The 24,707-nt window shown below is 43.8% G+C and carries 22 protein-coding genes and 1 riboswitch; of the genes, 21 read left to right on the forward strand and 1 reads right to left on the reverse strand.

The window, feature by feature from the left end; translation table 11 throughout:
- Window positions 1–27: 27 nt before the first annotated feature.
- From MHH68_RS07530 to MHH68_RS07625, 20 genes are all read left to right on the forward strand, one after another.
- A complete protein-coding gene (locus MHH68_RS07530; RefSeq protein WP_339165689.1) occupies window positions 28–402 on the forward strand; it encodes a TraR/DksA family transcriptional regulator in 375 nt (124 codons plus the stop codon).
- Window positions 403–496: 94 nt separating this feature from the next.
- Complete coding sequence (lspA, locus tag MHH68_RS07535) at window positions 497–964, forward strand: signal peptidase II (protein WP_058014041.1); 468 nt, start codon at window positions 497–499, stop codon at window positions 962–964.
- On the forward strand, window positions 961–1,875 hold the full coding sequence (locus MHH68_RS07540) for an RluA family pseudouridine synthase (protein WP_144462091.1): 915 nt from the start codon (window positions 961–963) through the stop codon (window positions 1,873–1,875). Before lspA ends, MHH68_RS07540 begins: the two co-directional genes overlap by 4 nt.
- Window positions 1,876–2,045: 170 nt before the next feature.
- Window positions 2,046–2,588, forward strand: coding sequence for a bifunctional pyr operon transcriptional regulator/uracil phosphoribosyltransferase PyrR (gene pyrR, locus MHH68_RS07545; RefSeq protein ID WP_012009892.1), 543 nt, complete (start codon window positions 2,046–2,048; stop codon window positions 2,586–2,588).
- Between the two features lie 154 nt (window positions 2,589–2,742).
- Window positions 2,743–4,071, forward strand: a complete 1,329-nt coding sequence (locus tag MHH68_RS07550; protein WP_339165690.1) for a solute carrier family 23 protein — start codon at window positions 2,743–2,745, stop codon at window positions 4,069–4,071.
- A gap of 130 nt (window positions 4,072–4,201) precedes the next feature.
- Entirely contained in the window at window positions 4,202–5,125 is a 924-nt protein-coding gene (locus MHH68_RS07555; RefSeq protein WP_144462087.1) for an aspartate carbamoyltransferase catalytic subunit, read from the forward strand.
- Entirely contained in the window at window positions 5,109–6,395 is a 1,287-nt protein-coding gene (locus tag MHH68_RS07560; RefSeq protein WP_268497813.1) for a dihydroorotase, read from the forward strand. The genes MHH68_RS07555 and MHH68_RS07560 overlap by 17 nt, the downstream gene beginning before the upstream one ends.
- Window positions 6,392–7,486 carry a carbamoyl phosphate synthase small subunit gene (locus tag MHH68_RS07565; RefSeq protein ID WP_058014036.1) on the forward strand — a complete coding sequence of 365 codons (1,095 nt, stop codon included), beginning with the start codon at window positions 6,392–6,394 and terminating at the stop codon, window positions 7,484–7,486. Before MHH68_RS07560 ends, MHH68_RS07565 begins: the two co-directional genes overlap by 4 nt.
- A complete protein-coding gene (gene carB / locus MHH68_RS07570; protein ID WP_268497815.1) occupies window positions 7,471–10,686 on the forward strand; it encodes a carbamoyl-phosphate synthase (glutamine-hydrolyzing) large subunit in 3,216 nt (1,071 codons plus the stop codon). The genes MHH68_RS07565 and carB overlap by 16 nt, the downstream gene beginning before the upstream one ends.
- Window positions 10,683–11,459, forward strand: a complete 777-nt coding sequence (locus MHH68_RS07575; RefSeq protein ID WP_058014034.1) for a dihydroorotate dehydrogenase electron transfer subunit — start codon at window positions 10,683–10,685, stop codon at window positions 11,457–11,459. The genes carB and MHH68_RS07575 overlap by 4 nt, the downstream gene beginning before the upstream one ends.
- A complete protein-coding gene (locus MHH68_RS07580) occupies window positions 11,453–12,385 on the forward strand; it encodes a dihydroorotate dehydrogenase (protein WP_058014033.1) in 933 nt (310 codons plus the stop codon). The genes MHH68_RS07575 and MHH68_RS07580 overlap by 7 nt, the downstream gene beginning before the upstream one ends.
- A complete protein-coding gene (pyrF, locus tag MHH68_RS07585; protein WP_061407762.1) occupies window positions 12,357–13,061 on the forward strand; it encodes an orotidine-5'-phosphate decarboxylase in 705 nt (234 codons plus the stop codon). The genes MHH68_RS07580 and pyrF overlap by 29 nt, the downstream gene beginning before the upstream one ends.
- Before the next feature lie 7 nt (window positions 13,062–13,068).
- Window positions 13,069–13,707: an orotate phosphoribosyltransferase gene (pyrE, locus tag MHH68_RS07590; protein WP_044141967.1), complete on the forward strand. Its 639-nt coding sequence runs from the start codon at window positions 13,069–13,071 to the stop codon at window positions 13,705–13,707.
- A 294-nt stretch (window positions 13,708–14,001) separates the two neighbouring features.
- Window positions 14,002–14,104, forward strand: a riboswitch (SAM riboswitch).
- 246 nt (window positions 14,105–14,350) lie between these two features.
- Complete coding sequence (locus MHH68_RS07595; RefSeq protein ID WP_339165691.1) at window positions 14,351–15,055, forward strand: phosphoadenylyl-sulfate reductase; 705 nt, start codon at window positions 14,351–14,353, stop codon at window positions 15,053–15,055.
- A gap of 13 nt (window positions 15,056–15,068) precedes the next feature.
- On the forward strand, window positions 15,069–16,133 hold the full coding sequence (locus tag MHH68_RS07600; RefSeq protein WP_058014031.1) for an inorganic phosphate transporter: 1,065 nt from the start codon (window positions 15,069–15,071) through the stop codon (window positions 16,131–16,133).
- Between the two features lie 55 nt (window positions 16,134–16,188).
- Entirely contained in the window at window positions 16,189–17,325 is a 1,137-nt protein-coding gene (gene sat / locus MHH68_RS07605; RefSeq protein ID WP_058014030.1) for a sulfate adenylyltransferase, read from the forward strand.
- A 14-nt stretch (window positions 17,326–17,339) separates the two neighbouring features.
- Window positions 17,340–17,933 carry an adenylyl-sulfate kinase gene (gene cysC, locus MHH68_RS07610; RefSeq protein WP_003212173.1) on the forward strand — a complete coding sequence of 198 codons (594 nt, stop codon included), beginning with the start codon at window positions 17,340–17,342 and terminating at the stop codon, window positions 17,931–17,933.
- Window positions 17,934–17,962: 29 nt separating this feature from the next.
- Window positions 17,963–18,718: a uroporphyrinogen-III C-methyltransferase gene (gene cobA, locus MHH68_RS07615; RefSeq protein WP_058014029.1), complete on the forward strand. Its 756-nt coding sequence runs from the start codon at window positions 17,963–17,965 to the stop codon at window positions 18,716–18,718.
- A gap of 74 nt (window positions 18,719–18,792) precedes the next feature.
- Entirely contained in the window at window positions 18,793–19,578 is a 786-nt protein-coding gene (locus MHH68_RS07620; RefSeq protein WP_339165692.1) for a sirohydrochlorin chelatase, read from the forward strand.
- Window positions 19,559–20,062, forward strand: a complete 504-nt coding sequence (locus tag MHH68_RS07625; protein WP_144462075.1) for a bifunctional precorrin-2 dehydrogenase/sirohydrochlorin ferrochelatase — start codon at window positions 19,559–19,561, stop codon at window positions 20,060–20,062. The genes MHH68_RS07620 and MHH68_RS07625 overlap by 20 nt, the downstream gene beginning before the upstream one ends.
- Before the next feature lie 30 nt (window positions 20,063–20,092).
- On the opposite strand, the gene MHH68_RS07630 is transcribed toward MHH68_RS07625, so the two are convergent.
- Complete coding sequence (locus MHH68_RS07630) at window positions 20,093–21,802, reverse strand: NFACT RNA binding domain-containing protein (RefSeq protein WP_339165693.1); 1,710 nt, start codon at window positions 21,800–21,802, stop codon at window positions 20,093–20,095.
- Between the two features lie 164 nt (window positions 21,803–21,966).
- Here MHH68_RS07630 and MHH68_RS07635 point away from each other — a divergent pair, with 164 nt between their 5' ends.
- Complete coding sequence (locus MHH68_RS07635; RefSeq protein ID WP_058014025.1) at window positions 21,967–24,642, forward strand: calcium-translocating P-type ATPase, SERCA-type; 2,676 nt, start codon at window positions 21,967–21,969, stop codon at window positions 24,640–24,642.
- Window positions 24,643–24,707: the final 65 nt, after the last annotated feature.

Below are 24,707 nucleotides of genomic sequence, written 5' to 3' on the forward strand. Positions count from 1 at the left end.
CGACAGGGCAGGAGTTGAAATAGCGACATGAATGGCGATCTAGAGACGATTTACACGGAACTCCTTCAAATGAAAGAAGAGCTTCAAGCTAAACTGTTTGAATACGCATCATTTCGTTCATCCGCTGAGCATGTCTCAATGAACGAGGTCCAAACGGCCACGCTTCTTTATCACATCAAAGAAGAACTTCAAGATGTGTCTCTCGCTATTGCAAAAATAGAGCAAGGAACCTATGGTATATGTGAGGCAACAGGTGATATCATTCCGCTTGAACAAATGAGTATTCTTCCTACCGCCCGCACGGCTGACGACTTTTTATATCATAAGCAATACGAGAAAAAAGCATTCACTCCTTATCCTCATGAATCAGATGATTCTCATTTTGAAGCCTTCCATATGTAGGGAGGTTTTTGTCTGTCAACTAAAGTTTCTTTACTCCTCCCTGTTTTCTTGATAAAATGCTTAAAGATCAAAGTATGAAAGTGGAGGAACGTGTGTGTTCTATTACATAATCGCATTCGTGATGATTTGTTTAGATCAATTAACAAAATGGCTCATTGTCAAAAATATGATGCTCGGAGATTCTTATCCAGTGATTGATGGCTTCTTTTATATCACGTCACACCGAAATTCAGGCGCGGCATGGGGAATTCTTCAAGGACAAATGTGGTTTTTCTATGTGATCACACTCGTTGTTATTGCGGGAATTGTTTATTATTTGCAAAAGCATGGACAAAAGGACAAGCTGCTTGGAGTTGCGCTGGCCTTAATGCTTGGCGGAGCGATTGGAAACTTTATCGACCGCATTTTCCGTCAGGAAGTGGTAGATTTTGCTCATTTCGTCTTTGGGAATTATCACTACCCAATTTTTAATATTGCAGATTCTTCTCTATGTGTAGGGGTTATTCTGCTCTTCATTCAAATGCTGTTAGATGGAAAGAAAACGAAGGAGTCAACTACATGAATCAAGTAAATATTGCCGTTTCAGAAGAACAAACAAGTGAACGGCTTGATAAATTTCTAAGCACGACAGAACCAGAATGGTCAAGAACCCAGGTCCAGCAGTGGGTAAAAGATGGGCTGATCGAAGTAAATGGGAAGCAAGTGAAAGCCAATTACAAAGTACAAGCTGGTGATCAGATTAAAGTCGAGATTCCAGAACCAGAAGCACTAGATGTAGAAGCAGAAGCAATGGATCTTGATATTTATTATGAAGATGCAGATGTGCTAGTTGTGAATAAACCACGAGGAATGGTCGTTCATCCAGCGCCAGGTCATGTGTCAGGAACACTAGTAAATGGTCTAATGGCCCATTGCACAGATTTATCAGGGATTAATGGAGTGATGCGTCCTGGTATTGTCCACCGAATTGATAAAGATACATCTGGGCTGTTAATGGTCGCAAAAAACGATATGGCGCATGAATCACTCGTCAATCAGCTTGTGGCTAAGACGGTCACAAGGAAATATACAGCCGTTGTTCATGGCATTATCCAGCATGATACAGGTACAATTGATGCCCCAATTGGCAGAGACAAAAAAGACCGCCAAAGCATGACAGTAACAAAAGAAAGTTCAAAACAAGCCGTCACTCACTTTGATGTGATTGAACGCTTTGAGGATTTCACGGTGGTGGAGTGCCGACTTGAAACAGGAAGGACACACCAGATTCGTGTTCATATGAAATATATCGGTTATCCGCTTGCAGGAGATCCGAAATATGGTCCGAGAAAAACAGTCGATTTCAATGGTCAGCTGCTGCATGCAGGTGTTTTAGGATTTGATCATCCAAGAACTGGCGAATATATCGAGTTCACAGCACCAGTTCCTGCCGATATGCAAGCTTTTATCGATTCATTAAGAAATAACGATTGACAGGCCGTTCTTTTTTTGAAATAATGAACGAAGAAATGAAGATTCTTTAAAACAGTCCAGAGAGGCTGAGAAGGATAACGGATCAATTTGTGCACGAATATGCACAAATGAACGCCCCTCTCTGCCCTTTGCAGAAGGGGCTTTTTATTTGTCAAAAAGAGGTGTAAAAGATGGAACAAAAAGCAGTCATTCTTGATGAACAAGCGATTAGACGAGCGCTGACCCGAATTGCACATGAAATGATTGAGCGCAACAAAGGGATGAAAGATGTCATCCTTGCGGGGATCAAGACAAGAGGCATTCATCTTGCAAAGCGCCTTGCAGAGCGCATTGAGCAAATTGAAGGAAATCCAGTCATAGTGGGTGAACTTGATATTACGCTATACCGTGATGACCTGACAAAAAAGACAGACAATCAAGACCCGCTTGTAAAGGGTGCAGACATTCCAGCTGACATTAATGACAAAACACTAATCGTCGTTGATGATGTCCTGTTTACAGGCAGAACTGTCAGAGCAGCCATGGATGCCCTAGTGGATGTAGGAAGACCATCTTCCATTCAGCTTGCTGTTCTCGTCGACCGGGGACACCGAGAGCTGCCGATTCGAGCGGATTATATCGGGAAGAACATTCCGACATCAAAAGCAGAGACAGTGATGGTTCAACTGAATGAAGTAGATCAAAACGACCTTGTCGCTATATATGAAAAATAACCTTTTTAAATGCATTCCAGAGAGTTTGCAAAGAGGGCAATAACAGAGACACTGAGCACGGCTAACATGACGTGTACGGTTTTTCTAAGCCTCTTTGCGCATACTCGCAAAGAGGCTTTTTTAATGAAGAAGGACACATCTAGGAGGAAAAATCATGAGTCAGCAAAAAGCCAATTTAGGCATTCGAGATATCCCAAAACCATTTACATGGCTGTCACTTAGCCTTCAGCATTTGTTTGCCATGTTTGGTGCGACCATTCTAGTACCAAAAATCATCGATATGAGTCCAGCCGTCGCGCTCATCTCAAGTGGTGTTGGAACCATTGTTTACTTAATTATCACAAGAGGCCAAATTCCGGCGTATCTTGGATCGTCCTTTGCCTTTATCGCCCCCATACTGAATGTCAAAGCAACAGGCGGCCCTGGAGCCGCAATGGTTGGTGCCTTCATGGCGGGTGTCGCTTATGCACTCATTGCACTATTTATTAAATGGCTCGGAACAGGCTGGCTGATGAAGCTTCTGCCGCCAGTCGTCGTAGGACCGGTCATTATGGTCATTGGGCTCGGACTCGCTGGAACAGCTGTTAACATGGCGATGTATGTTGATCCGAATGCAACCGAGCTTGTATACAGCCTTAAGCACTTAACGGTCGCGGGTTTCACACTGGCAGTCACGATTATCAGCATGATTTTCCTAAGAGGTTTCCTAAGCTTAATTCCAGTATTAATCGGCATTATAAGCGGCTATCTCTTTGCCTTAACACAAGGTATTGTGAACTTTCAGCCGGTCATTGATGCAAAATGGTTTGCTGTACCAGACTTCGTCGTACCATTTGTCAATTACACACCTGTTGTGACATTAAGCATTCTCACGGTGATGGTGCCGGTTGCCTTTGTGACAATGTCTGAGCATATCGGCCACCAAGTGGTGTTAAGTAAAGTTGTAGGGCAAGATTTCATTAAAAAACCTGGTCTTCACCGCTCCATTTTAGGAGACAGTGCGGCGACAATCTTCGCTTCACTCATTGGCGGACCACCAACAACAACGTATGGAGAGAACATCGGCGTCCTCGCCATCACAAGAGTGTTCAGTATCTTCGTCATCGGCGGAGCAGCAGTATTTGCAATCTGCTTCGGCTTTGTCGGAAAAATCTCAGCATTAATCAGTACAGTACCGTCTGCGGTCATGGGAGGCGTTTCGTTCCTGCTCTTTGGGATCATTGCCTCAAGCGGTCTGAGAATCCTGATTGATCATAAAGTGAATTTTGAAGAAAAGCGTAATCTCATTATCGCATCAGTCATCTTAGTCATCGGAATTGGCGGGGCATTCATTGAGGTGAAACAAATCAACCTCACACTATCTGGAATGGCACTTGCTGCCATCACGGGTGTCCTGTTGAATCTGATCCTGCCGCAGCAAAAAGCGGCCGATGACGAGTCAAATGAATCGAATACAGAAAACCTTTTAAAAGAAGTCCAGTGAGGCTGACAAGGGTTCTAAAATGAGCAGAATGCACGAATGTGCCGCTGCTTCTTTTGGAGAACCCTAAGCTGCCGAGGCTTAGGGTTTTTTTGAACCTGAAAGTGATGAAAAACTAGAGGGGGCAGAAAAAATGAATAATCTATCGACAATGAGCAGCTTATCTAAAGAAGAGATTTTACAGCTGATTGAAGAAGCAACGGCTCTCAAAAAAGGGAAGCAAGAGCTTGGCTTAGCGGGAGAATTTGTAGCAAACCTCTTCTTTGAACCAAGCACAAGAACACGATTTAGCTTCGAAGTCGCTGAAAAGAAACTGGGGATGAATGTACTGAACTTAGATGCGGCAAGCACCTCCGTCCAAAAAGGCGAAACACTATACGATACGGTAAAAACGCTCGAATCCATTGGCGTGAAAGCATGTGTGATCAGAGACAGCACTGATGAATACTACAACGAGCTAATCGGGAAGGTTGGGATTCCCATCATCAATGCTGGAGATGGCTGCGGGCAGCACCCGACCCAATCACTGCTTGATTTAATGACCATCTATGAAGAGTTTGGCTGCTTTGAGGGCTTAACGATTTCGATTCATGGAGACATCAAGCACAGCAGAGTGGCAAGGTCGAATGCTGAAGTACTCTCAAGGCTCGGAGCGACAGTCCTTTTCTCAGGGCCTGCTTCCTTCCAAGATGAGCAAAATCCTCACGGAACGTATGTCCAAGTAGACGAAGCCATTAGACAATCTGATGTGGTGATGCTGCTTAGAATCCAGCATGAACGGCACGCTGAAAAAACGGGCAATGAAGATTACTTATCGACTTATGGATTAACGGTAAACAGGGCAAACAACATGAAAGAACGAGCCATTATCATGCATCCAGCGCCAGTAAATAGAGGTGTGGAGATAGATGATTCTTTAGTGGAATCAAAGCAGTCACGAATTTTCAAGCAAATGGAAAATGGCGTTTATGTCCGAATGGCGGTATTAAAAAGAGCTTTTCAAAATAGCAGACTACATCAAAAAGGGAGAGATTCTGTCTATGTCGTATCTCATTAAAAACGGTTTTATCTTAACAAGCACAGGTGAAAAAGTGCAGCAGGATATTAGGGTAGAAGGAGAAGTGATTCAAGCGATTGGTCACTTAGAAAGAGAAGACGGAGAAGAGGTCATTGATGCTAATGGGCTATTTGTTTCACCAGGCTTAATTGATCTGCATGTACATTTAAGAGAGCCAGGCGGAGAGAAAAAGGAAACGATTGAAACAGGCTCTAAAGCAGCAGCAAGAGGCGGCTATACAACGATCGCAGCGATGCCGAATACACGTCCAGTTCCAGATACAAAAGAGCAAATGGAATGGCTCATGAATCGAATCGAAGAGACTTCTTCTGTCAGAGTACTGCCATATGCCTCCATCACAACTAGACAAATTGGGGAAGAGATGACAGACTTTGCAGCACTAAAAGAAGCAGGCGCCTTCGCTTTCACAGATGACGGGGTAGGCATCCAAACAGCAGGCATGATGTACGAAGCGATGAAAAAGGCGGCAAGCCTTGATCAAGCAATTGTGGCACACTGTGAAGATAACTCGCTTATTTACGGCGGATGCGTTCATGAAGGAGAATTTTCAAAAGCAAATGAATTAAACGGAATACCGTCCATTTGTGAATCGGTGCATATTGCAAGAGATGTTCTTTTAGCAGAAGCAGCGAACTGTCATTATCATGTATGTCATATCAGTACAAAAGAATCTGTGCGAGTCGTTCGCGATGCAAAAAAAGCAGGCATCCGTGTGACGGCAGAGGTGTCACCGCATCACTTGCTCTTATGTGATGCAGACATCCCAGGGCTTGATACGAACTATAAAATGAACCCGCCGCTCAGAGGAAAAGAGGATCGCGAGGCACTAATCGAGGGACTGTTAGATGGAACGATTGATTTCATCGCAACAGACCATGCGCCGCATACAGAAGAAGAAAAGAACGAAACGATGCAGCGCGCACCTTTTGGAATAGTCGGGCTTGAAACAGCGTTCCCGCTTCTGTATACACGATTTGTCAAAACGGGCGAATGGACATTAAAAGAACTCGTTGATTATATGACGATCAAGCCAGCAGAAGCTTTCTCCCTTCCTTATGGAAAGCTGGAAGAAGGACAAACAGCTGATATGACACTCATTGATTTAAACAAAGAAATGGCAATCGATAAAAAGAGCTTCTTATCTAAAGGACAAAATACACCGTTTGACAAATTGACTGTATCAGGATGGCCGGTCATGACGCTTGCATCTGGGAAAGTCGTGTATGAAGAGGGGAGACTAGTAAAATGAAGAGACGCTTAGTGCTAGAAAACGGAACAGTATTCGAAGGAACAGGCTTTGGCAGCTTAGAATCATCAGTCGGAGAAGTTGTCTTTAATACAGGGATGACAGGCTATCAAGAAATTTTGTCTGATCCATCATACTGCGGACAAATTGTCACACTCACTTATCCGCTTATCGGCAACTACGGCATTAACCGTGATGATTTTGAATCGATCACACCGTTTGTAAAAGGGCTGATTGTGAAGGAGCTTTGCGAAAAGCCCTCAAACTGGCGCTCTTCATACTCGCTCGATGAGTATTTGAAAATGAAAAACATTCCAGGGCTTAGCGGAATCGATACACGAAAGCTGACGAGAATGATTCGAAGTGCAGGAACTTTAAAAGGAGCATTTGCGGGACCTGATGAACAAGTGGAAGACGTGATTAGCCGCCTTCAAACAATGCAGCTTCCGACTGATCAAGTAAGTCAAGTTTCTGTGAAAAATGCGTACCCAAGCCCAGGAAGAGGAAAAAGAATTGTCCTTGTCGATTTCGGCATGAAGCACGGCATTTTGCGTGAGCTCAATAAAAGGGACTGTGATGTCATCGTGGTGCCGTACAATATCACGGCAGATGAAGTACTGCAGTTAAAGCCTGATGGAATCATGCTTTCAAACGGTCCTGGGGATCCTGTTGATGTACCAGAAGCAGTCGAGATGATTCAGCAATTGATTGGAAAGGTCCCGCTCTTTGGCATTTGCCTTGGACATCAATTATTCGCGCTTGCATGCGGCGCAAGTACTGAAAAAATGAAATTCGGTCACAGAGGATCGAATCACCCAGTGAAAGAACTAGCAACTGGCAAGGTGACACTGACATCTCAAAACCACGGCTACACAGTTAGTGCCATTAACGAGGATGTGCTCGAAGTCACACATATCGCCCTAAACGACAATACAATTGAAGGATTAAAACATAAAGAAGCACCAGCATTCACTGTCCAGTACCACCCAGAAGCATCACCAGGTCCAGAAGATGCCAACTACTTATTCGACCAGTTCATGGACATGATTCATACAACTGAGAAAGAAGGGGAAGAAGTATGCCAAAACGCGTAGACATCAAAAAGATTTTAGTCATCGGATCAGGTCCAATCATCATCGGTCAGGCAGCAGAGTTTGACTATGCAGGCACACAGGCTTGCTTAGCACTAAAAGAAGAAGGCTATGAAGTCGTACTTGTGAATTCCAATCCAGCGACCATCATGACAGATACAGAAATGGCCGATAAGGTATACATCGAACCACTGACACCAGAATTCTTAACACGAATCATTCGAAAAGAACGTCCTGATGCGATTTTGCCAACACTTGGCGGACAAACTGGATTGAACCTTGCTGTTGAATTATCAGACCTTGGCGTATTAGCTGAATGCGGCGTTGAAGTACTCGGTACAAAGCTGTCAGCTATTCAAAAAGCAGAAGACAGAGATCTATTCCGTAATTTGATGAATGAACTAAATGAGCCTGTACCAGAAAGTGAAATCATCCATAACCTCGAAGAAGCGATGGCGTTTACGAACCAAATCGGTTTCCCTGTCATTGTGAGACCAGCTTATACATTAGGCGGAACAGGCGGCGGAATTTGTACAAACGAGCAAGAGCTGAAGGAAATCGTCGAAAATGGTTTGAAGCTAAGCCCAGTCACACAATGCTTACTTGAAAAAAGTATTGCAGGCTTTAAAGAAATTGAATATGAAGTCATGCGTGATAGCGGTGATCATGCGATCGTTGTTTGTAACATGGAAAACTTTGATCCAGTCGGTATCCACACAGGTGACAGTATCGTTGTGGCGCCAAGCCAAACGTTAAGTGACCGTGAATATCAGCTGCTTCGCAATGTGTCGCTCAAGCTGATCCGGGCACTTGGTATTGAAGGGGGATGTAACGTACAGCTGGCAATTGATCCAGACAGCTTTCAATACTATATCATCGAAGTAAACCCGCGCGTGAGTCGTTCTTCTGCACTTGCGTCGAAAGCAACTGGTTATCCAATTGCCAAACTTGCAGCGAAAATTGCTGTCGGCTTAACGCTCGATGAAATGATGAACCCTGTCACAGGTAAAACCTATGCCGCCTTCGAACCGGCACTTGACTATATTGTGTCTAAAATTCCGCGCTGGCCGTTTGATAAATTCGAATCTGCCAACAGACGTCTTGGCACGCAAATGAAAGCAACGGGTGAAGTAATGGCGATCGGCCGTACATTAGAAGAGTCTCTTCTAAAGGCTGTCCGTTCACTTGAAGCTGATGTGCATCACATTGAATTAAAAGATGAAGCAGATATCACAAACGAAGTGCTTGAAAAGCGGATTATCAAGGCGGGAGACGAACGATTATTCTATATCGCCGAGGCGCTTAGAAGAGGCTATACGGTTGAACAGATACATGAATTCTCAAAAATTGATTACTTCTTCCTTCATAAGCTGGAAGGCATCATCGCTTTTGAAAAGACATTAAAAGAAAACAAAGGCAATACAGACGTATTAAAAGAAGCGAAAGAAAAAGGCTTCTCAGACATCTATATTAGCCGCGAGTGGAATATGGATGAAGCGGATGTCTACACGCTAAGACAAGAAGCAGGCATCGTACCTGTTTACAAAATGGTAGATACTTGTGCAGCTGAATTTGAATCAGAGACGCCATATTTCTACAGCACATATGAAGATGAAAATGAATCAGAACGTACAGACAAGAAAAGCGTCATCGTATTAGGCTCAGGTCCTATCAGAATCGGTCAAGGAGTAGAATTTGATTATGCGACCGTTCATTCTGTGTGGGCAATTAAACAAGCAGGGTATGAAGCAATTATTATTAACAACAACCCTGAAACGGTCTCAACAGACTTTAGTATTTCAGACAAGCTCTACTTTGAACCACTTACTGTAGAAGATGTGATGCACATCATCGACCTTGAAAAACCAGAAGGTGTTGTCGTTCAGTTTGGCGGACAAACAGCAATTAACTTAGCCGACGAATTATCAAATAGAGGGGTTAAGATTCTTGGAACTTCCCTTGAAGATCTTGATCGCGCGGAAAACCGAGACAAGTTTGAACAAACATTAGAAGCACTTGGCGTGCCGCAGCCTAAAGGGAAAACAGCTACATCTGTGCCAGAAGCTGTAGCGATTGCCAATCAGATCGGCTACCCAGTCCTTGTCCGCCCTTCCTATGTATTAGGCGGTCGCGCAATGGAAATCGTTTATCAAGAAGCCGAGCTTCTTCACTACATGGAGAATGCAGTGAAAGTCAATCCGCAGCACCCAGTGCTCATTGACAAATATTTGACAGGAAAAGAAATCGAAGTAGATGCTGTGTCTGATGGCGAAACTGTCGTGATCCCAGGCATTATGGAACACATTGAAAGAGCTGGGGTTCACTCTGGTGACTCGATTGCGGTTTACCCGCCGCAAACATTGTCTGAAGAGATCAAAGCGAAGATCGCAGAATACACGATCAAGCTTGCAAAAGGACTCAACATTATTGGGCTGCTCAACATTCAATTTGTTCTCTCAAAAGGTGAAGTGTTCGTACTTGAAGTGAACCCGCGTTCAAGCCGGACAGTTCCTTTCTTAAGCAAAATCACAGGCATCCCGATGGCAAACCTGGCGACAAAGGTCATTTTAGGAGAAAAACTGAAAAACTATGGCTACGAAGAAGGACTTCACACAGAGCAAGAAGGGGTGTACGTCAAAGTGCCAGTCTTCTCTTTTGCGAAACTAAGAAGAGTCGATATTACACTCGGACCTGAAATGAAATCAACAGGTGAAGTCATGGGGAAAGATGTCACAATCGAAAAAGCTCTTTACAAAGGATTAATTGCATCAGGCATTCAAATTCCTAAAGATGGGACAGTTCTTCTGACAGTTGCTGATAAGGATAAAGAAGAAGGACTTGAGATTGCGAGAAGATTCCATTCAATCGGCTACCATATATTAGCGACAGAAGGAACGGCGAATTACTTAAAACAAGCCTCCATCCCATCAAGTGTTGTCGGCAAAATAGGAGAAGAAGGCAAAAATCTTCTCGATGTCATTCGAAACGGGGAAGCCCAATTTGTCATCAACACTCTGACAAAAGGAAAACAGCCGGCAAGAGACGGCTTTAGAATCAGACGTGAAGCTGTTGAAAATGGCGTAGCTTGCTTAACGTCGCTAGATACAGCAGAAGCGATTTTAAGAGTACTAGAAAGCATGACATTTAGAGCGGACGAAATGCCAGAAGTGAAAACGAATGCTGAGGTGACAGTAACGATATGAAAAAAGCATACTTGACGGTCGTCTCAAATCGAGAGATCGCTGATCATATTTACGAAATGACATTAAAAGGTGACCTTGTGGACTCCTTTCAAACGGCTGGACAATTTCTTCATATCAAGGTCAGCGAGTCCATGACACCGCTGCTGAGAAGACCGATCAGTATTGCCAATATTCATGCCGAGAAACAAGAAGCAACCATCATCTATCGCGCAGAGGGAGAGGGCACAAAGCTCCTTTCCCAAAAGCGGGATGGGGAATCCATCGATGTATTAGGGCCGCTTGGCAACGGCTATGATCCTTCAGTTGTTCAGCCAGGTCAGACAGCGTTACTAGTCGGCGGCGGGATTGGAGTACCGCCTTTATATGAGCTGTCCAAGCGTTTAACGAAAAAAGGCGTCATCGTCAAGCATGTCCTTGGCTTTCAATCGAAAAAGGATATATTTTACGAGGAGAAATTCCAAGCACTCGGAGATACATTTATTGCAACAGTTGATGGGACATATGGCGCAAAGGGCTTCGTGACAAGTGTTATTGAAGAGAATGATTTGAGTTTTGATGTCATGCTTTCTTGCGGGCCGACCCCTATGTTAAAGGCACTAAAAGACTCTTACCCCGATAAGCCTGTCTACATTTCAATGGAAGAGCGAATGGGCTGCGGCATTGGTGCTTGCTTTGCATGTGTTTGTCATACAGACCAGCACGAAAAAGCTTACGTCAAAGTCTGTCTGGACGGACCTGTATTTAAAGCAGAGGAGGTGGCATTGTCATGCTAAACGTTGAGTTACCCGGCTTATCATTAAAGAATCCAATTATTCCGGCGTCAGGCTGCTTTGGATTCGGAAGAGAATTTGCTTCATTATACGACTTATCCGTGCTTGGCGGTATCATGATCAAAGCCACAACCTTAGAACCGAGATTTGGCAACCCGACACCAAGGGTAGCGGAGACAGGTGCTGGTATGCTCAATGCCATCGGTCTTCAAAATCCTGGCCTAAAAGGCGTGCTTGAAAATGAATTACCTTGGCTTGAGCAGTTTGATACGCCTATTATTGCAAACGTCGCTGGCTCACAGGTCGATGATTATGTTGAAGTAGCGAAGCAGATCAGCCAAGCAAAAAATGTCCATGCCCTTGAACTGAATATCTCGTGTCCAAATGTCAAAACAGGCGGAATTGCCTTTGGTACAGATCCTCAAATGGCAGCAGCATTGACAAAAGCGGTGAAGGACGTGTCCTCCGTTCCTGTCTATGTCAAACTGTCTCCTAACGTAGCCAATATTGTGGAGATTGCTCAAGCGATTGAATCTGCTGGAGCGGATGGACTCACGATGATTAACACGTTAATCGGTATGCGTTTAGATTTAAAAACGGGGAAACCGATTCTTGCCAATAAAACAGGCGGATTATCAGGCCCTGCGGTCAAACCTGTTGCTGTGCGCATGGTACATGAAGTCAGTCAAGCAGTGTCTATCCCGATTATCGGAATGGGCGGGGTGCAAAATGCTGAAGACGTACTTGAATTTTTACTAGCAGGAGCGAGTGCAGTAGCTGTTGGCACAGCCAATTTTGTGAACCCATTTATTTGCCCAGAAATCATTGAAGAACTGCCAAAAGTATTATCAGCCTATGGGTATTCATCTGTAGAGGAATGTATCGGAAGGAGCTGGAAACATGAAGCACTTGCCCATCATCGCGCTTGATTTTCCATCAGGGCAGGAGGCGCTCGCCTTTTTAGAACCCTTTGAAGGGACACCGTTATTTGTGAAGGTCGGCATGGAGCTGTTTTACCAAGAAGGACCTGTCATCCTTGAGGCGCTTAAAGAAAAAAATTGCCGCATTTTCCTCGATCTCAAATTACATGACATTCCAACAACGGTGAAAAAAGCAATGAACCGGCTTGCCGCACTTGGCGTTGATCTAGTTAATGTACATGCTGCTGGCGGGAAACAGATGATGCAAGCTGCGTTAGAAGGGCTTGAAAGCGGAACGCCTGCTGGACAAAAACGTCCGGGCATTATTGCTGTGACTCAGCTGACGAGTACATCTGAAGACATGATGAGAAGCGAATTACTCATAGACCGTTCGCTGCAAGAGACTGTTATTCGGTACGGTCAATTGGCATATGAAAGTGGACTAGACGGTGTTGTTTGCTCTGTTCATGAATCCAAAGCCCTTCATGAGCACATCTCACCTGACTTCCTCACTGTTACACCAGGGATTCGTTTACTAAATGATCAAACCGATGATCAAAAGCGTGTGGCAACCCCTGCTTATGCAAAAGAGCAAGGTGTTTCACAAATTGTTGTCGGAAGGTCAATCACAAAAGCTGAAAAACCATTGGAAGCCTATCATCAAATTTTGAAAGAGTGGGAGTGACTGCCAGATGAAAACAAAAATCGCTAAACACCTATTACAAATCAAAGCGGTCTCATTGAAACCAGACGAACCGTTTACATGGGCAAGCGGTATCAAATCACCGATCTATTGTGACAATCGTCTCACCTTGTCCTATCCAGAAGTCAGACACGACATTGCTGAAGGTCTTAAAGAGTTGATTCTCACTCATTTTGAGGGAGCAGAGGTGATTGCTGGTACTGCAACAGCAGGCATCCCGCATGCGGCATTAGCGGCAGACCGTCTGAACGTCCCGATGTGTTATGTCAGAAGTAAACCAAAAGCACATGGAAAAGGGAATCAAATTGAAGGTGCCGTATCAAAAGGTCAAAAGGTGGTTGTCGTAGAAGATCTGATTTCAACAGGAGGCAGTGTGCTTGAAGTGGTCGCTGCTCTTCAAGAAGCGGGCTGTGACGTACTAGGCGTTGCTGCAATCTTCACATACGGTCTGCCAAAAGCTGCGGCAGCCTTCCAAGAGAAAAACATTCCATATGTCACCTTAACAGACTATGACACCCTGACAGACGTGGCACTTGAGCTGAAAGCGATTGAGCCTTCTGCTATGAATAAATTGAAACGCTGGAGACAAGATCCTTCCTCTGAATCTTGGATGGAAGAAACCGTCTAAAAAGCTGCGCCTCCCCGCACAGCTTTCAGCGTGTAGACAAACCCTCGCATTCTTTGTCAGGACTGCGTGCCAGTGCTCACGAATGTTCAATTCGCTCCGCTCTGGTACTCGTCTTTCCTAGACTGCAATGGTTTTCTATCACGCTGAATACAATCTGAAGCTGCGCGAACCCGCACAGCTTTTTTATTTGGTGAAAATAGTAAAATAGACTCAAATTTAAATAAAAACTAATCCTATCAATAAAGTCGGGTTGACTTTTGTTTGAATTGTGTTAATATTTAAGACAAATTAAAACACTTATCCAGAGAGGTGGAGGGACTGGCCCGATGAAGCCCGGCAACCTGCGATTTGCAAGGTGCTACATCCTGCAAAATGATTCTATTTTGAAAGATAAGGAAATCGTGAGCTTCCTCATCTTTCTTTCGGACTGAAAGGGAGTTTTTTTATTTTAACGGTGAGGAGGAAGTGAGAGCAAAAGCAGGGTGAAGACTTAATTGAAGCCTATGCAGAAACTGGTTGGGGATATGATTCAGTTTAGTTACACTGATTGTTCAGGACGGTCAAGTGATTCAAGTGGAAGTAGACAGAAAAAATTCAGTTGACGTAGTGCGGAGAGTAGTGATACTCCGGAAGGGGAGAAACAATGTTAACTTATGAGAATTGGCAAGAGCCGTCCATTACATTTCAAGAAGACGATTTGTATAAAGGGGCCTTATCTGTGCTGAAATGGGCATACGGTCATTATGGTGGTGATCAGCTCGTTTATGCATGTAGTTTTGGTATTGAAGGCATCGTCCTCATTGATTTGATTGCGAAAGTAAAAAAGGATGCAAGAATTGTCTTTTTAGATACAGGTCTGCATTTTAAGGAAACGTATGACACAATTGATGCGGTAAAGGAAAGATACCCAGGTTTAGATATTGTGCTGAAAACCCCTGAGCTGACGGTTGAGGAGCAAAACGAGCAGCATGGTGATCAACTATGGAAAACGGACCCTCAAAGCTGCTGCCATATGCGTAAGGTCATTCCTTTGCAAGAAGCATTATCAGGCTATCCGGCATGGCTTTCTGGCTTAAGAAGAGAGCAGTCACCTAAGCGAGCAGGGACGAACTTTTTAAATAAGGATGAAAAATTCAAATCAGTGAAAGTATGTCCGCTTATCCACTGGACGTGGAAGGACATATGGAGATATGCATCTAGAGAGGAACTTACTTATAATCCGCTGCATGATCAAGGATATCCAAGTATCGGCTGTGCGCCGTGTACACAGCCAGCATTTACTGCCGAGGATCTGCGGTCTGGCAGATGGTCAGGCACAGCTAAGACTGAGTGCGGATTACATGAGTAAGGGAGCCTAATGTATGGAAATTGCCGCAATTTTATTTAGTTTATTTTTCGCGCTAAACATTGGCGCTAGTGGTGCAGCTGCTTCAATGGGCATCGCATACGGATCAGGTGCGATTCGAAAGCCGATCTATGCACTCAGTGTATGTGCAGTTGGGATTTTAGCAGGTTCAGTCATTGGCGGCGGTGAGGTCGTCAAAACCATCAGCTCTGGCATTATGCCTGAATCTGTCATTACACTTGAAATTGTATGTATTATTATTGGTTCTGCTGCTTTATCGCTCTTTATAGCGAATTTGATGGCTATCCCTTTATCAACGAGTGAGGTGACAGTAGGTGCTGTCGTTGGAGTGGCGGTCGCTTATAAAGTATTGTATGTGAAATCCATTTTAGTCATCGTGTCCTTTTGGGTCATCATTCCTATTGTTGCTTTTCTTTTTACATTCATTGTAGTCAAAATCATCAGAATGTTCCCGAAACGAACCTTTTCAAAAAAAGGCACTTTGATTTTATCGATTATTTTGATCATCAGTGGATTTCTAGAAGCATTTTCTGCTGGGATGAACAATGTCGCAAATGCTGTAGGCCCCCTTGTTGCTTCAGGCATTTTATCCGTTGGGCAAGGAACGCTTTACGGCGGACTTTTCGTTGCACTGGGTGCTCTTTTATTAGGAAGAAGGGTGCTGGAAACAAACGGAAAGAAAATCACCCGCTATCAAACGGGCGAAGGGATATTGCTTTCCGGTACCGGTGCTGGACTTGTCATCGTCAGCTCTATTTTTGGGCTGCCAGTTCCACTTACCCAAATCACCTCCTCGTCTATCATTGGACTTGGCATGGCAAAAGGTGGACCTAATATTTTTCATAAACATGTGGTGAAAAAAATGCTGAAAGTGTGGGTAGTATCACCCTTTTTATCACTTAGTCTATCGTATTTGCTAGTGAGCCTTTTCTTAAAAGGTGACTATTACTCTATTTTTATCATGATGAGTGTACTGCTTGCCTCACTTGGTGCGCTAAGTTTGATGAAGGCAGTCAAAAATGAAAGCAGCTCGATTCATGAACAGGGCGGCGGGATTTAATGTTAAATCCGACTATTAACATCTACTAAATATGAACATTGAGAGGAAGATACAAATGAGTTTAACACCACATGGTGGCGTATTAATTAATCGAGTAAATGAAGAATATGATCTCAGCACGGCTGCAAAGGAAATTGAACTAGATGCTATCTCTTTTGCAGACCTTGAACTCATAGCAATTGGTGGGTATAGTCCAATTGAAGGGTTTTTAACAAAAGCTGATTATGAATCTGTTGTGAGCAGTATGCGGCTAGCAAGTGGTGTCGTTTGGTCTCTTCCTATTACATTGCCAGTGACAAAGGAAAAGGCAGGGGAAATCCATCAAGGCGATATTGTGCGTCTATCGTATAATGGAACTGTATATGGCGTGATTGAAGTAGAGGATCAATACACACCAGATAAGGAAAAAGAAGCGGTGAATGTGTATAAAACTGATGACCGCAATCATCCAGGTGTGAAAAAATTATTTGAACGCGGTGACACATACATTGGTGGTAAAATCACACTGACGAAACGCAGCGAAAAACCATTCCCTCAATTTACGTATGAGCCGGAAGAAACAAGACGTCATTTTAAAGAGAACGGCTGGAAAACGATTGTTGGTTTCCAAACGAGAAACCCTGTTCACCGTGCCCATGAATATATTCAAAAGACAGCACTTGAAACCGTCGATGGTTTGTTTTTAAATCCACTTGTCGGTGAAACAAAATCAGACGATATTCCGGCAGACGTGAGAATGAAAAGCTACCAAGTGTTATTGAACGGTTATTACCCTAAGGATCGCGTCTTTTTAGGTGTTTTTCCTGCAGCAATGCGTTATGCTGGACCAAAGGAAGCAATCTTTCACGCGCTTGTCCGTAAAAATTACGGATGTACTCACTTTATTGTCGGAAGAGATCATGCAGGTGTTGGTGATTATTACGGCACATATGAGGCGCAGGAGTTATTTGAACAATTTACAAGCGAAGAAATTGGTATTACCCCGTTAAAATTTGAACATAGCTTCTACTGTAATACATGTGAAGCAATGGCAACGCCAAAAACATGTCCTCACGATAAAAGCGAGCATGTCATTCTTTCAGGTACAAAGGTTCGAACGATGCTCAGAAACGGAGAATTACCGCCAAGCACGTTCAGCCGAAAAGAGGTCATTGAAACATTAATCGAAGGATTAAAAACGACGGTATCTTAATGGGAGGGTATGACATGAGCAACGAACATATCGTGTGGCATGATTCATCTATTACAAAAAAAGAATATCAACAGAAAAACAATCATAAAAGCGGCATTATTTGGCTCACAGGTCTAAGTGGGTCAGGTAAATCAACAATCGCAAATGCAGCGGCTAGAGAGCTGTTTGAACAAGGTTATCAAGTCACTGTTCTTGATGGCGATAATGTGCGGCATGGTCTGAATAAAGATTTAGGGTTTTCAGATGATGACAGAAAAGAGAACATCCGCCGTATTGGAGAAGTGGCGAAATTATTTGTTGAGCAAGGAACGATTGTCATCACGGCTTTTATTTCACCATTTCAAGAAGACCGCCGCATTGTCAGACAGTTAGTTGAAGCGGGAGAGTTTCACGAAGTGTTTGTGAAATGTGATCTGAATGTATGCGAAGAGCGTGACCCAAAGGGGTTATATAAAAAAGCTAGAAATGGAGAAATTCCATTTTTTACCGGAATTGATTCGCCATATGAAGAGCCGGCAGCACCTGAGCTTGTTCTAGATACAGGTGAATTATCGCGTGAAGAGTCCAAACAGCGTCTTGTTGATTATGTAAAAGGAAAAGCGAAATAATCGCCTGATGGCAGGGGGAGAAAAGCACGATGGGGAAAGTATACATTGTGGGGGCTGGACCTGGAGATCCAGACTTAATCACATTAAAAGCCCATAAGGCAATACAGCAGGCAGATGTCATTTTATATGATCGTCTTGTCAATCAAGAAATTCTCGCCCACGCCAAACCCGAGGCGGAATTAATTTATTGCGGCAAGCTCCCGAATCATCATACGATGAGACAGGAAGCCATCAATGAAGCTCTTGTCACCCATGCAAAGGAAGGGAATGTGGTCGTCCGGCTGAAAGGCGGCGACCCCTTTGTATTTGGACGCGGCGGTGAAGAAATCGAATGCTTAGCTGAGCACGGAATTCCATATGAAGTTGTCCCGGGAATTACCTCTGGTATTGCAGCAGCTGCTTATGCAGGCATTCCCGTGACGCACCGTGAATTCAGCTCGAATGTTGCGTTTGTCACAGGTCATTATCAAAAGGATGAGCATTTTGAAGAAAAGTGGGAGGCACTAGCTACGGGGATTGATACCCTTGTGATTTACATGGGCGTCAAAAACGTAGAAAGAGTGCAGCAGCTTCTGATAAAAAATGGACGCGATCCTGAAACGCCAGCAGCGTTTATACACTGGGGAACCACGACAAGGCAAAAGACGACTTGCTGCACTGTGGCGACACTGTCTGAAACCGTTGAAAAAGAAGGTATCGAGCATCCAAGCTTAATAGTTGTTGGAGATGTCGTTCATTTTCACCAAAAGCTGAACTGGTTTGAACCGGCTCTCATTGAGAATTGAGAATGTTAGAGAAAAGACACGTGCATTGATCGTGTCTTTTCGTCTGAACAAAACAAGTAAGAAGGAGGAGTCACATGAAACAAGCTGTACTTTATGTTGGGCATGGAAGCAGGGTAAAAGAAGCACAAGATAAAGCCATTTCTTTTATGAAAAGCTGTATGCCGTTAGTAGAAGCCGAAATACAAGAAATTTGTTTTTTAGAACTGACAGCCCCTTCTATAGAGGAAGGTTTTGAAGCCTGTGTGAAAAAAGGAGCTACACACATTGCGATCATCCCGCTCCTCCTTTTAACTGCAATGCATGCTAAGTCGGATATTCCAGTTGAGATTGAGAAAGTACAAAAACGATACCCGCAAGTGAAGGTCACCTACGGGAAACCAATTGGGGTCAATCAAGAAGTGACAAAAGCAGTTGCTGCAAGAATTGAAGAAGCAGGATATCAAGGCGGGAAAGCACGGATTCTTTTAATTGGCCGTGGAAGCTCTGATCCAGATGTGAAGCGAGATGTGTTTGGCATTGCGGACGATGTCCGGCGGCTGCTTCCTCTCGCAGAGGTCTTACCATGTTTTATTACGGCATGTGAGCCAAATTACCGAGATGTTCTTGCGAAATTAACAGCAAATGATGATACACCTGTTTATCTCGTTCCCTACTTGTTGTTTACGGGTATTTTAATGAAAGAGATTGAAAATGAAGCCGCTCAGGCGAGAGAGAGGCTGAAAGATGTCCGGGTATGCCGGTATATTGGCTTTCATCCGCATGTAAAAGCAGCTTATATTGAACGCGTTAAAGAAACCATTTTAAACAAAGATGATGTGTTTCATTTCCAAGGAGTAAGCCATGCTTCCAGTCCATCTTGATTTAACCAATCAACAAGTGCTCATCGCCGGCGGTGGAAAAATAGCTGCAAGAAGGGCAGAGGCGCTATGCATAGAGCCTTGCCATATCACCATCGTGAGTCCTGACATTTCTAAAGAGATGGCACGTCTCATTGATACATACAACCTGCATTGGAAAGAAAAGAAAGTGGAGGCTGAAGATGTAGAGGATGCATTTTTCATTGTCGCTGCTACAAACGATCCAGCGGTAAATGAATGGATTGCCCAAACAGCACGACCTCATCAGCTTGTGAATTGTGTGAGCCAATCAGAGCTTGGCAATGTGATCGTGCCAAAGGTGGTCAAAGCAGGAAAAGTGACGATTTCAGTCTCTACAAGCGGTGCGAGCCCAGCCCGGACAAAACAACTGGCTGCGGAAATTGAGACATTGCTTGAACAAGAAGATGTAGATGCACTTGATGCTCTCTATATCGAAAGAAAAAAACAACAAAGAAAAAGCCGATAAAATCTCTTTAAAAGATTTTATCGGCTTTTATTATTTTCGCAGCTTTAGAACGACATCTTCGTCAGGCGTGACAAATAATGTTTGCTGTTGATCATACGTCACAAATCCGGGCTTGGCTCCATTTGGTTTTTTCACATGCCGGATTTTCGTGTAATCGACAGGAACGGAGCTCGACTCTTTTGCTTTCGAGAAGTAGGCAGCGATTTGAGCCGCTTCAAGCAGCGTCTGTTCATCAGGCGTTTGATGACGGATGACGACATGTGATCCAGGAATATCTTTCGTGTGCAGCCAAATGTCGTCACGGGCGGCTGCCTTTGTGGTTAAATACTCGTTTTGTTTGTTGTTTTTTCCGACTAAAATCGGAATACCTTGAGACGATTCATACGTTTCAAGCTGAATGGCCGACGTTTTTTTCTTTTTGGCGTTGCGCTTTTGTTTGGCGCGTAAATATTTCCCCTCAACAAGCTCTTCTCTCATTTCCTCTAAATCCTTCGGTGAGGCAGAGGACAGCTGCTGAATCAACTCATCAAAATAAGCAATCTCTTCATGTGTCCGTTCAATTTGTTCATTGACCGCTTCTATTGCATTTTTTGCCTTTTGATATTTTGTGAAATATGCTTGCGCATTTTCAGAAGGGGTTTTGTTTGTTTTCAGCGGTATCGTAACCTCTCCGCCATCTTCATCGTAATAATTGATGACAGTTGCTTCTTTATCCCCTTTTTTGATGGCATATAAATTGGCTGTTAGCAATTCGCCATAGAGCTGGTATTTATGAGCATTTTGAGATTCTTCAAGGGTTCTGTTCAGTTTTTTGAGTTTGTTTTCATTTTTCTTTTTTTCATTTACGACAAACCGTTCAAGGTCAGACGCTTGTTGTTTCACTCTGTCTCTTTCAGCTTTGCCGAAATAAAAGCGGTCAAGCAGCTTGCTGAGAGAGTCGAATGTTTTCATTTCACCATCGACATGATGCAGTTCTAATAAATAGAAATATTCTTTTCCGTCTTTTCTTGTGAGCTGCGGGGTAAAGGAATGCATGCGAATAAGCTGGAACATGTCGAGCAGTGTATTTGGAATTGTTTCCTGATTGGCTAGACCGGCCCTGTATACAGCTTCCTTTGCAAACAGCGGAGAAACCCCAGAGAATGTATCGACAATTTGCTTTGCGATCATTCCTTCTTGAAAGCGTAAATGCTTTAAAATATCGTCCTTCGTTACTGCAAACGGATTTAATTTTTGCTGCGCAGGTGGCAAAAGATATTCGTGACCAGGAAGCACTGTTCGATAGCTATTTACAGATGGAGAAAGATGCTTCAGGCCATCGATGATCTGCTGCGTGTCATCTTCGACAAGAATCAAATTACTATGCCTTCCCATAATTTCAATGTAGAGCTTTCGAGTCTGTTCGTCGCCAATTTCATTGCGGCTTCGTACATGAAGTACGATCACCCGGTCAAATCCAATTTGTTCAAAACGCTCAATAAATCCGCCCTCAAGATGCTTTCTAAGGAGCATACAAAACATTGGAGGTTCGCTTGGATTGTCATATTGCTGCTCTGTGAGCTGCACTCTAGCGTAGCTCGGGTGAGCGGATAAAAGAAGCTTATGATTCTTTCCGTTTGCCCGGATATGAAAAATTAACTCGTGTTTATATGGCTGATGAATTTTTGAAATTCTACCGCCAGTTAATGTCTCTTGCAATTCATTTGTCATACCATATGTAAAAATGCCGTCAAATGACATGTTGGATACACCCTCTTCTTTCACACAAATCTACTGAAAGAACCTTCCATTTCTCGTTCTTTAGGCAGTCTTATTATTATAGCATGATTTAGGACGAGTCTGAATAAACTGGCTTATAGAACACTGCATATGAGAGAGAACAAAAGAGGAGTGGACGAGGTCAAATGAATTGGCATGAACTGAACCAAACCGATTTATTAAAAACAATGAATACATCGATAGGTGACGGACTGTCAGAAAAAGATGTACAAAAACGGCTTGAAAAACACGGGCCAAACGAATTGCAGGAAGGGAAAAAGGCATCGGCTCTGATTATTTTTTTAGCGCAATTTAAAGACTTTATGGTGTTAATCTTGCTTGCAGCAACGATCATTTCTGCTTTTCTGGGCGAATACATTGATGCAGTAGCCATTGTAGCGATTGTTCTCATTAATGGAGTGCTTGGCTTTTATCAAGAACGACGGGCGGAAAAATCCCTTCAAGCGCTAAAGGAATTATCAACCCCGCACGTGTATGCAAGGAGAAATAATGAATGGATCAAGATCCCGTCTAAACATCTCGTGCCAGGGGATATTGTGAAATTTTCAAGCGGAGACCGGATTGGGGCAGATATTAGATTACTAGAAACAAAGAGCCTGGAAATCGAGGAGTCTGCTCTCACTGGCGAATCCATCCCAGCAGTCAAACACGCAAGTCCTCTTTCTAGCAATCATGTCTCGCTTGGAGATTTGACGAACATGGCCTTTATGGGGACGCTTGTCACTAGAGGAAGCGGCGTGGGCGTTGTCATTGGGACAGGAATGAATACAGCGATGGGACAAATTGCCGGCATGCTGGATGCAGCAGGGAATATGGAAACACCGCTGCAAAGACGTCTCGAACAGCTGGGGAAAATCCTCATTGTGGCTGCTTTATTTTTAACGGTGCTTGTTGTGGTTCTTGGTGTTGTGCAAGGACATGATTTGTATCATATGTTCCTCGCGGGAGTATCACTTGCGGTTGCTGCCATTCCTGAAGGCCTGCCGGCGATTGTCACCGTCGCACTTTCCTTAGGAGTGCAGCGGATGATCAAACAAAAATCGATTGTCAGAAAGCTCCCGGCGGTGGAGACACTTGGCTGCGCGTCGATCATTTGTTCAGATAAAACAGGAACGATGACGCAAAATAAAATGACTGTGACCCATGTATGGGCAGAGGGCAAAACGTGGAATATTTCTGGTACGGGCTATGAGCCATCTGGTGATTTCACCTTGAACGGAGAACTTGTCCATGTAGACAAACATCCAAGCTTGCAAAAGGTGTTATTATACGGGGCGCTTTGTAATACATCGACCATCGTTGAAAAAGATGGCGAAATGAGGCTTGATGGTGATCCGACAGAGGGGGCACTTCTCACCGCAGCACGTAAAGCGGGTTTTACAGAGCAATTCATCGAAGCAGGATTTCACGTAGTAGAAGAGTTTCCTTTTGATTCAGAAAGAAAGATGATGTCAGTCGTCGTCGAAACGAATCAAAAAGAGCGGTACGTCATTGCAAAAGGTGCGCCGGATGTCCTGATGAACCGTTCAAGCCATATCATGCACGGCGGCCGCACAGCTTCATTTTCAACCACTCACAGGCAAGAAACAGAGGCTGCGATTCAAGGTTTAGCAAGGCAGGCGCTGAGAACGATTGCCATTGCGTATAAAAAAGTTGGGCTGACCGAAACAATCAACACTGTCCAGCAGGCTGAAACTGATTTAACATTTATTGGGTTAGAGGGCATGATCGATCCGCCTCGTCCTGAAGTGAGGCGAGCGATTAAAGAGTGCAGGGATGCGGGCATAAAAACAGTCATGATTACAGGGGATCACGTGGAAACAGCCAAAGCGATTGCGAAAGACTTGAGTCTTTTACCAAAGCAAGGAAAGGTGCTCGACGGAAAAGCGCTAGATCACATGAGTGACAAAGAGCTTGAGCAAACGGCTGAAAATGTATACGTTTTTGCACGGGTATCACCGGAACATAAGCTGAGAATTGTGAAGGCCTATCAAAAAAATGGACATATTGTAGCGATGACAGGTGACGGGGTTAATGATGCGCCTGCAATTAAGCAAGCAGATATCGGTATCTCTATGGGTATCACTGGAACAGATGTCGCCAAGGAAGCTTCCTCTCTTATTTTACTTGATGACAACTTTGCAACCATTAAATCGGCCATTAAAGAAGGCCGGAATATTTATGAAAACATTCGTAAATTTGTCCGTTATTTGCTGGCATCAAATGTGGGGGAAATTTTGGTTATGCTGTTTGCGATGCTTCTAGCGCTTCCGCTTCCACTCGTTCCTATTCAAATTTTATGGGTCAACCTTGTCACAGATGGTCTCCCGGCGATGGCGCTTGGCATGGATAAGCCAGAAGGCGATGTCATGAAAAGAAAGCCGAGGAATATGAAAGAGGGGATTTTTGCTAGAGGACTTGGATGGAAGGTTGTATCTAGGGGGTTCCTCATTGGACTTGCGACCCTTTTAGCATTTATGTTTGTGTATCACCGTGATCCAAACAACCTGCCATATGCGCAGACTGTTGCATTTAGTACGCTTGTGTTGGCGCAGCTCATTCATGTATTTGACTGCCGCAGTGAACGATCCATCTTTGAGCGCAATCCATTCGGTAATCTCTACTTGATCGGCGCGGTTTTGTCATCACTTTTATTGATGTTTGTGGTCATTTATTATCCGCCGCTTCAGCCAATTTTCAAAACGGTGGCGATTGCACCAATTGATTGGCTGCTGATCATCGGTATGTCTGCACTGCCAACTTTTTTACTGGCAGGATCACTTTTGACAAGAAAAAAATAATTCGTTATGGTATAATTTTGAGGTAATAGTGTCTGCTATTACCTTTTTCATTTTATTAATATGAA

It is taken from the genome of Bacillus sp. FSL K6-2841 (assembly GCF_037976435.1).
Classification (GTDB): Bacteria; Bacillota; Bacilli; order Bacillales; family Bacillaceae; genus Bacillus; species Bacillus pumilus.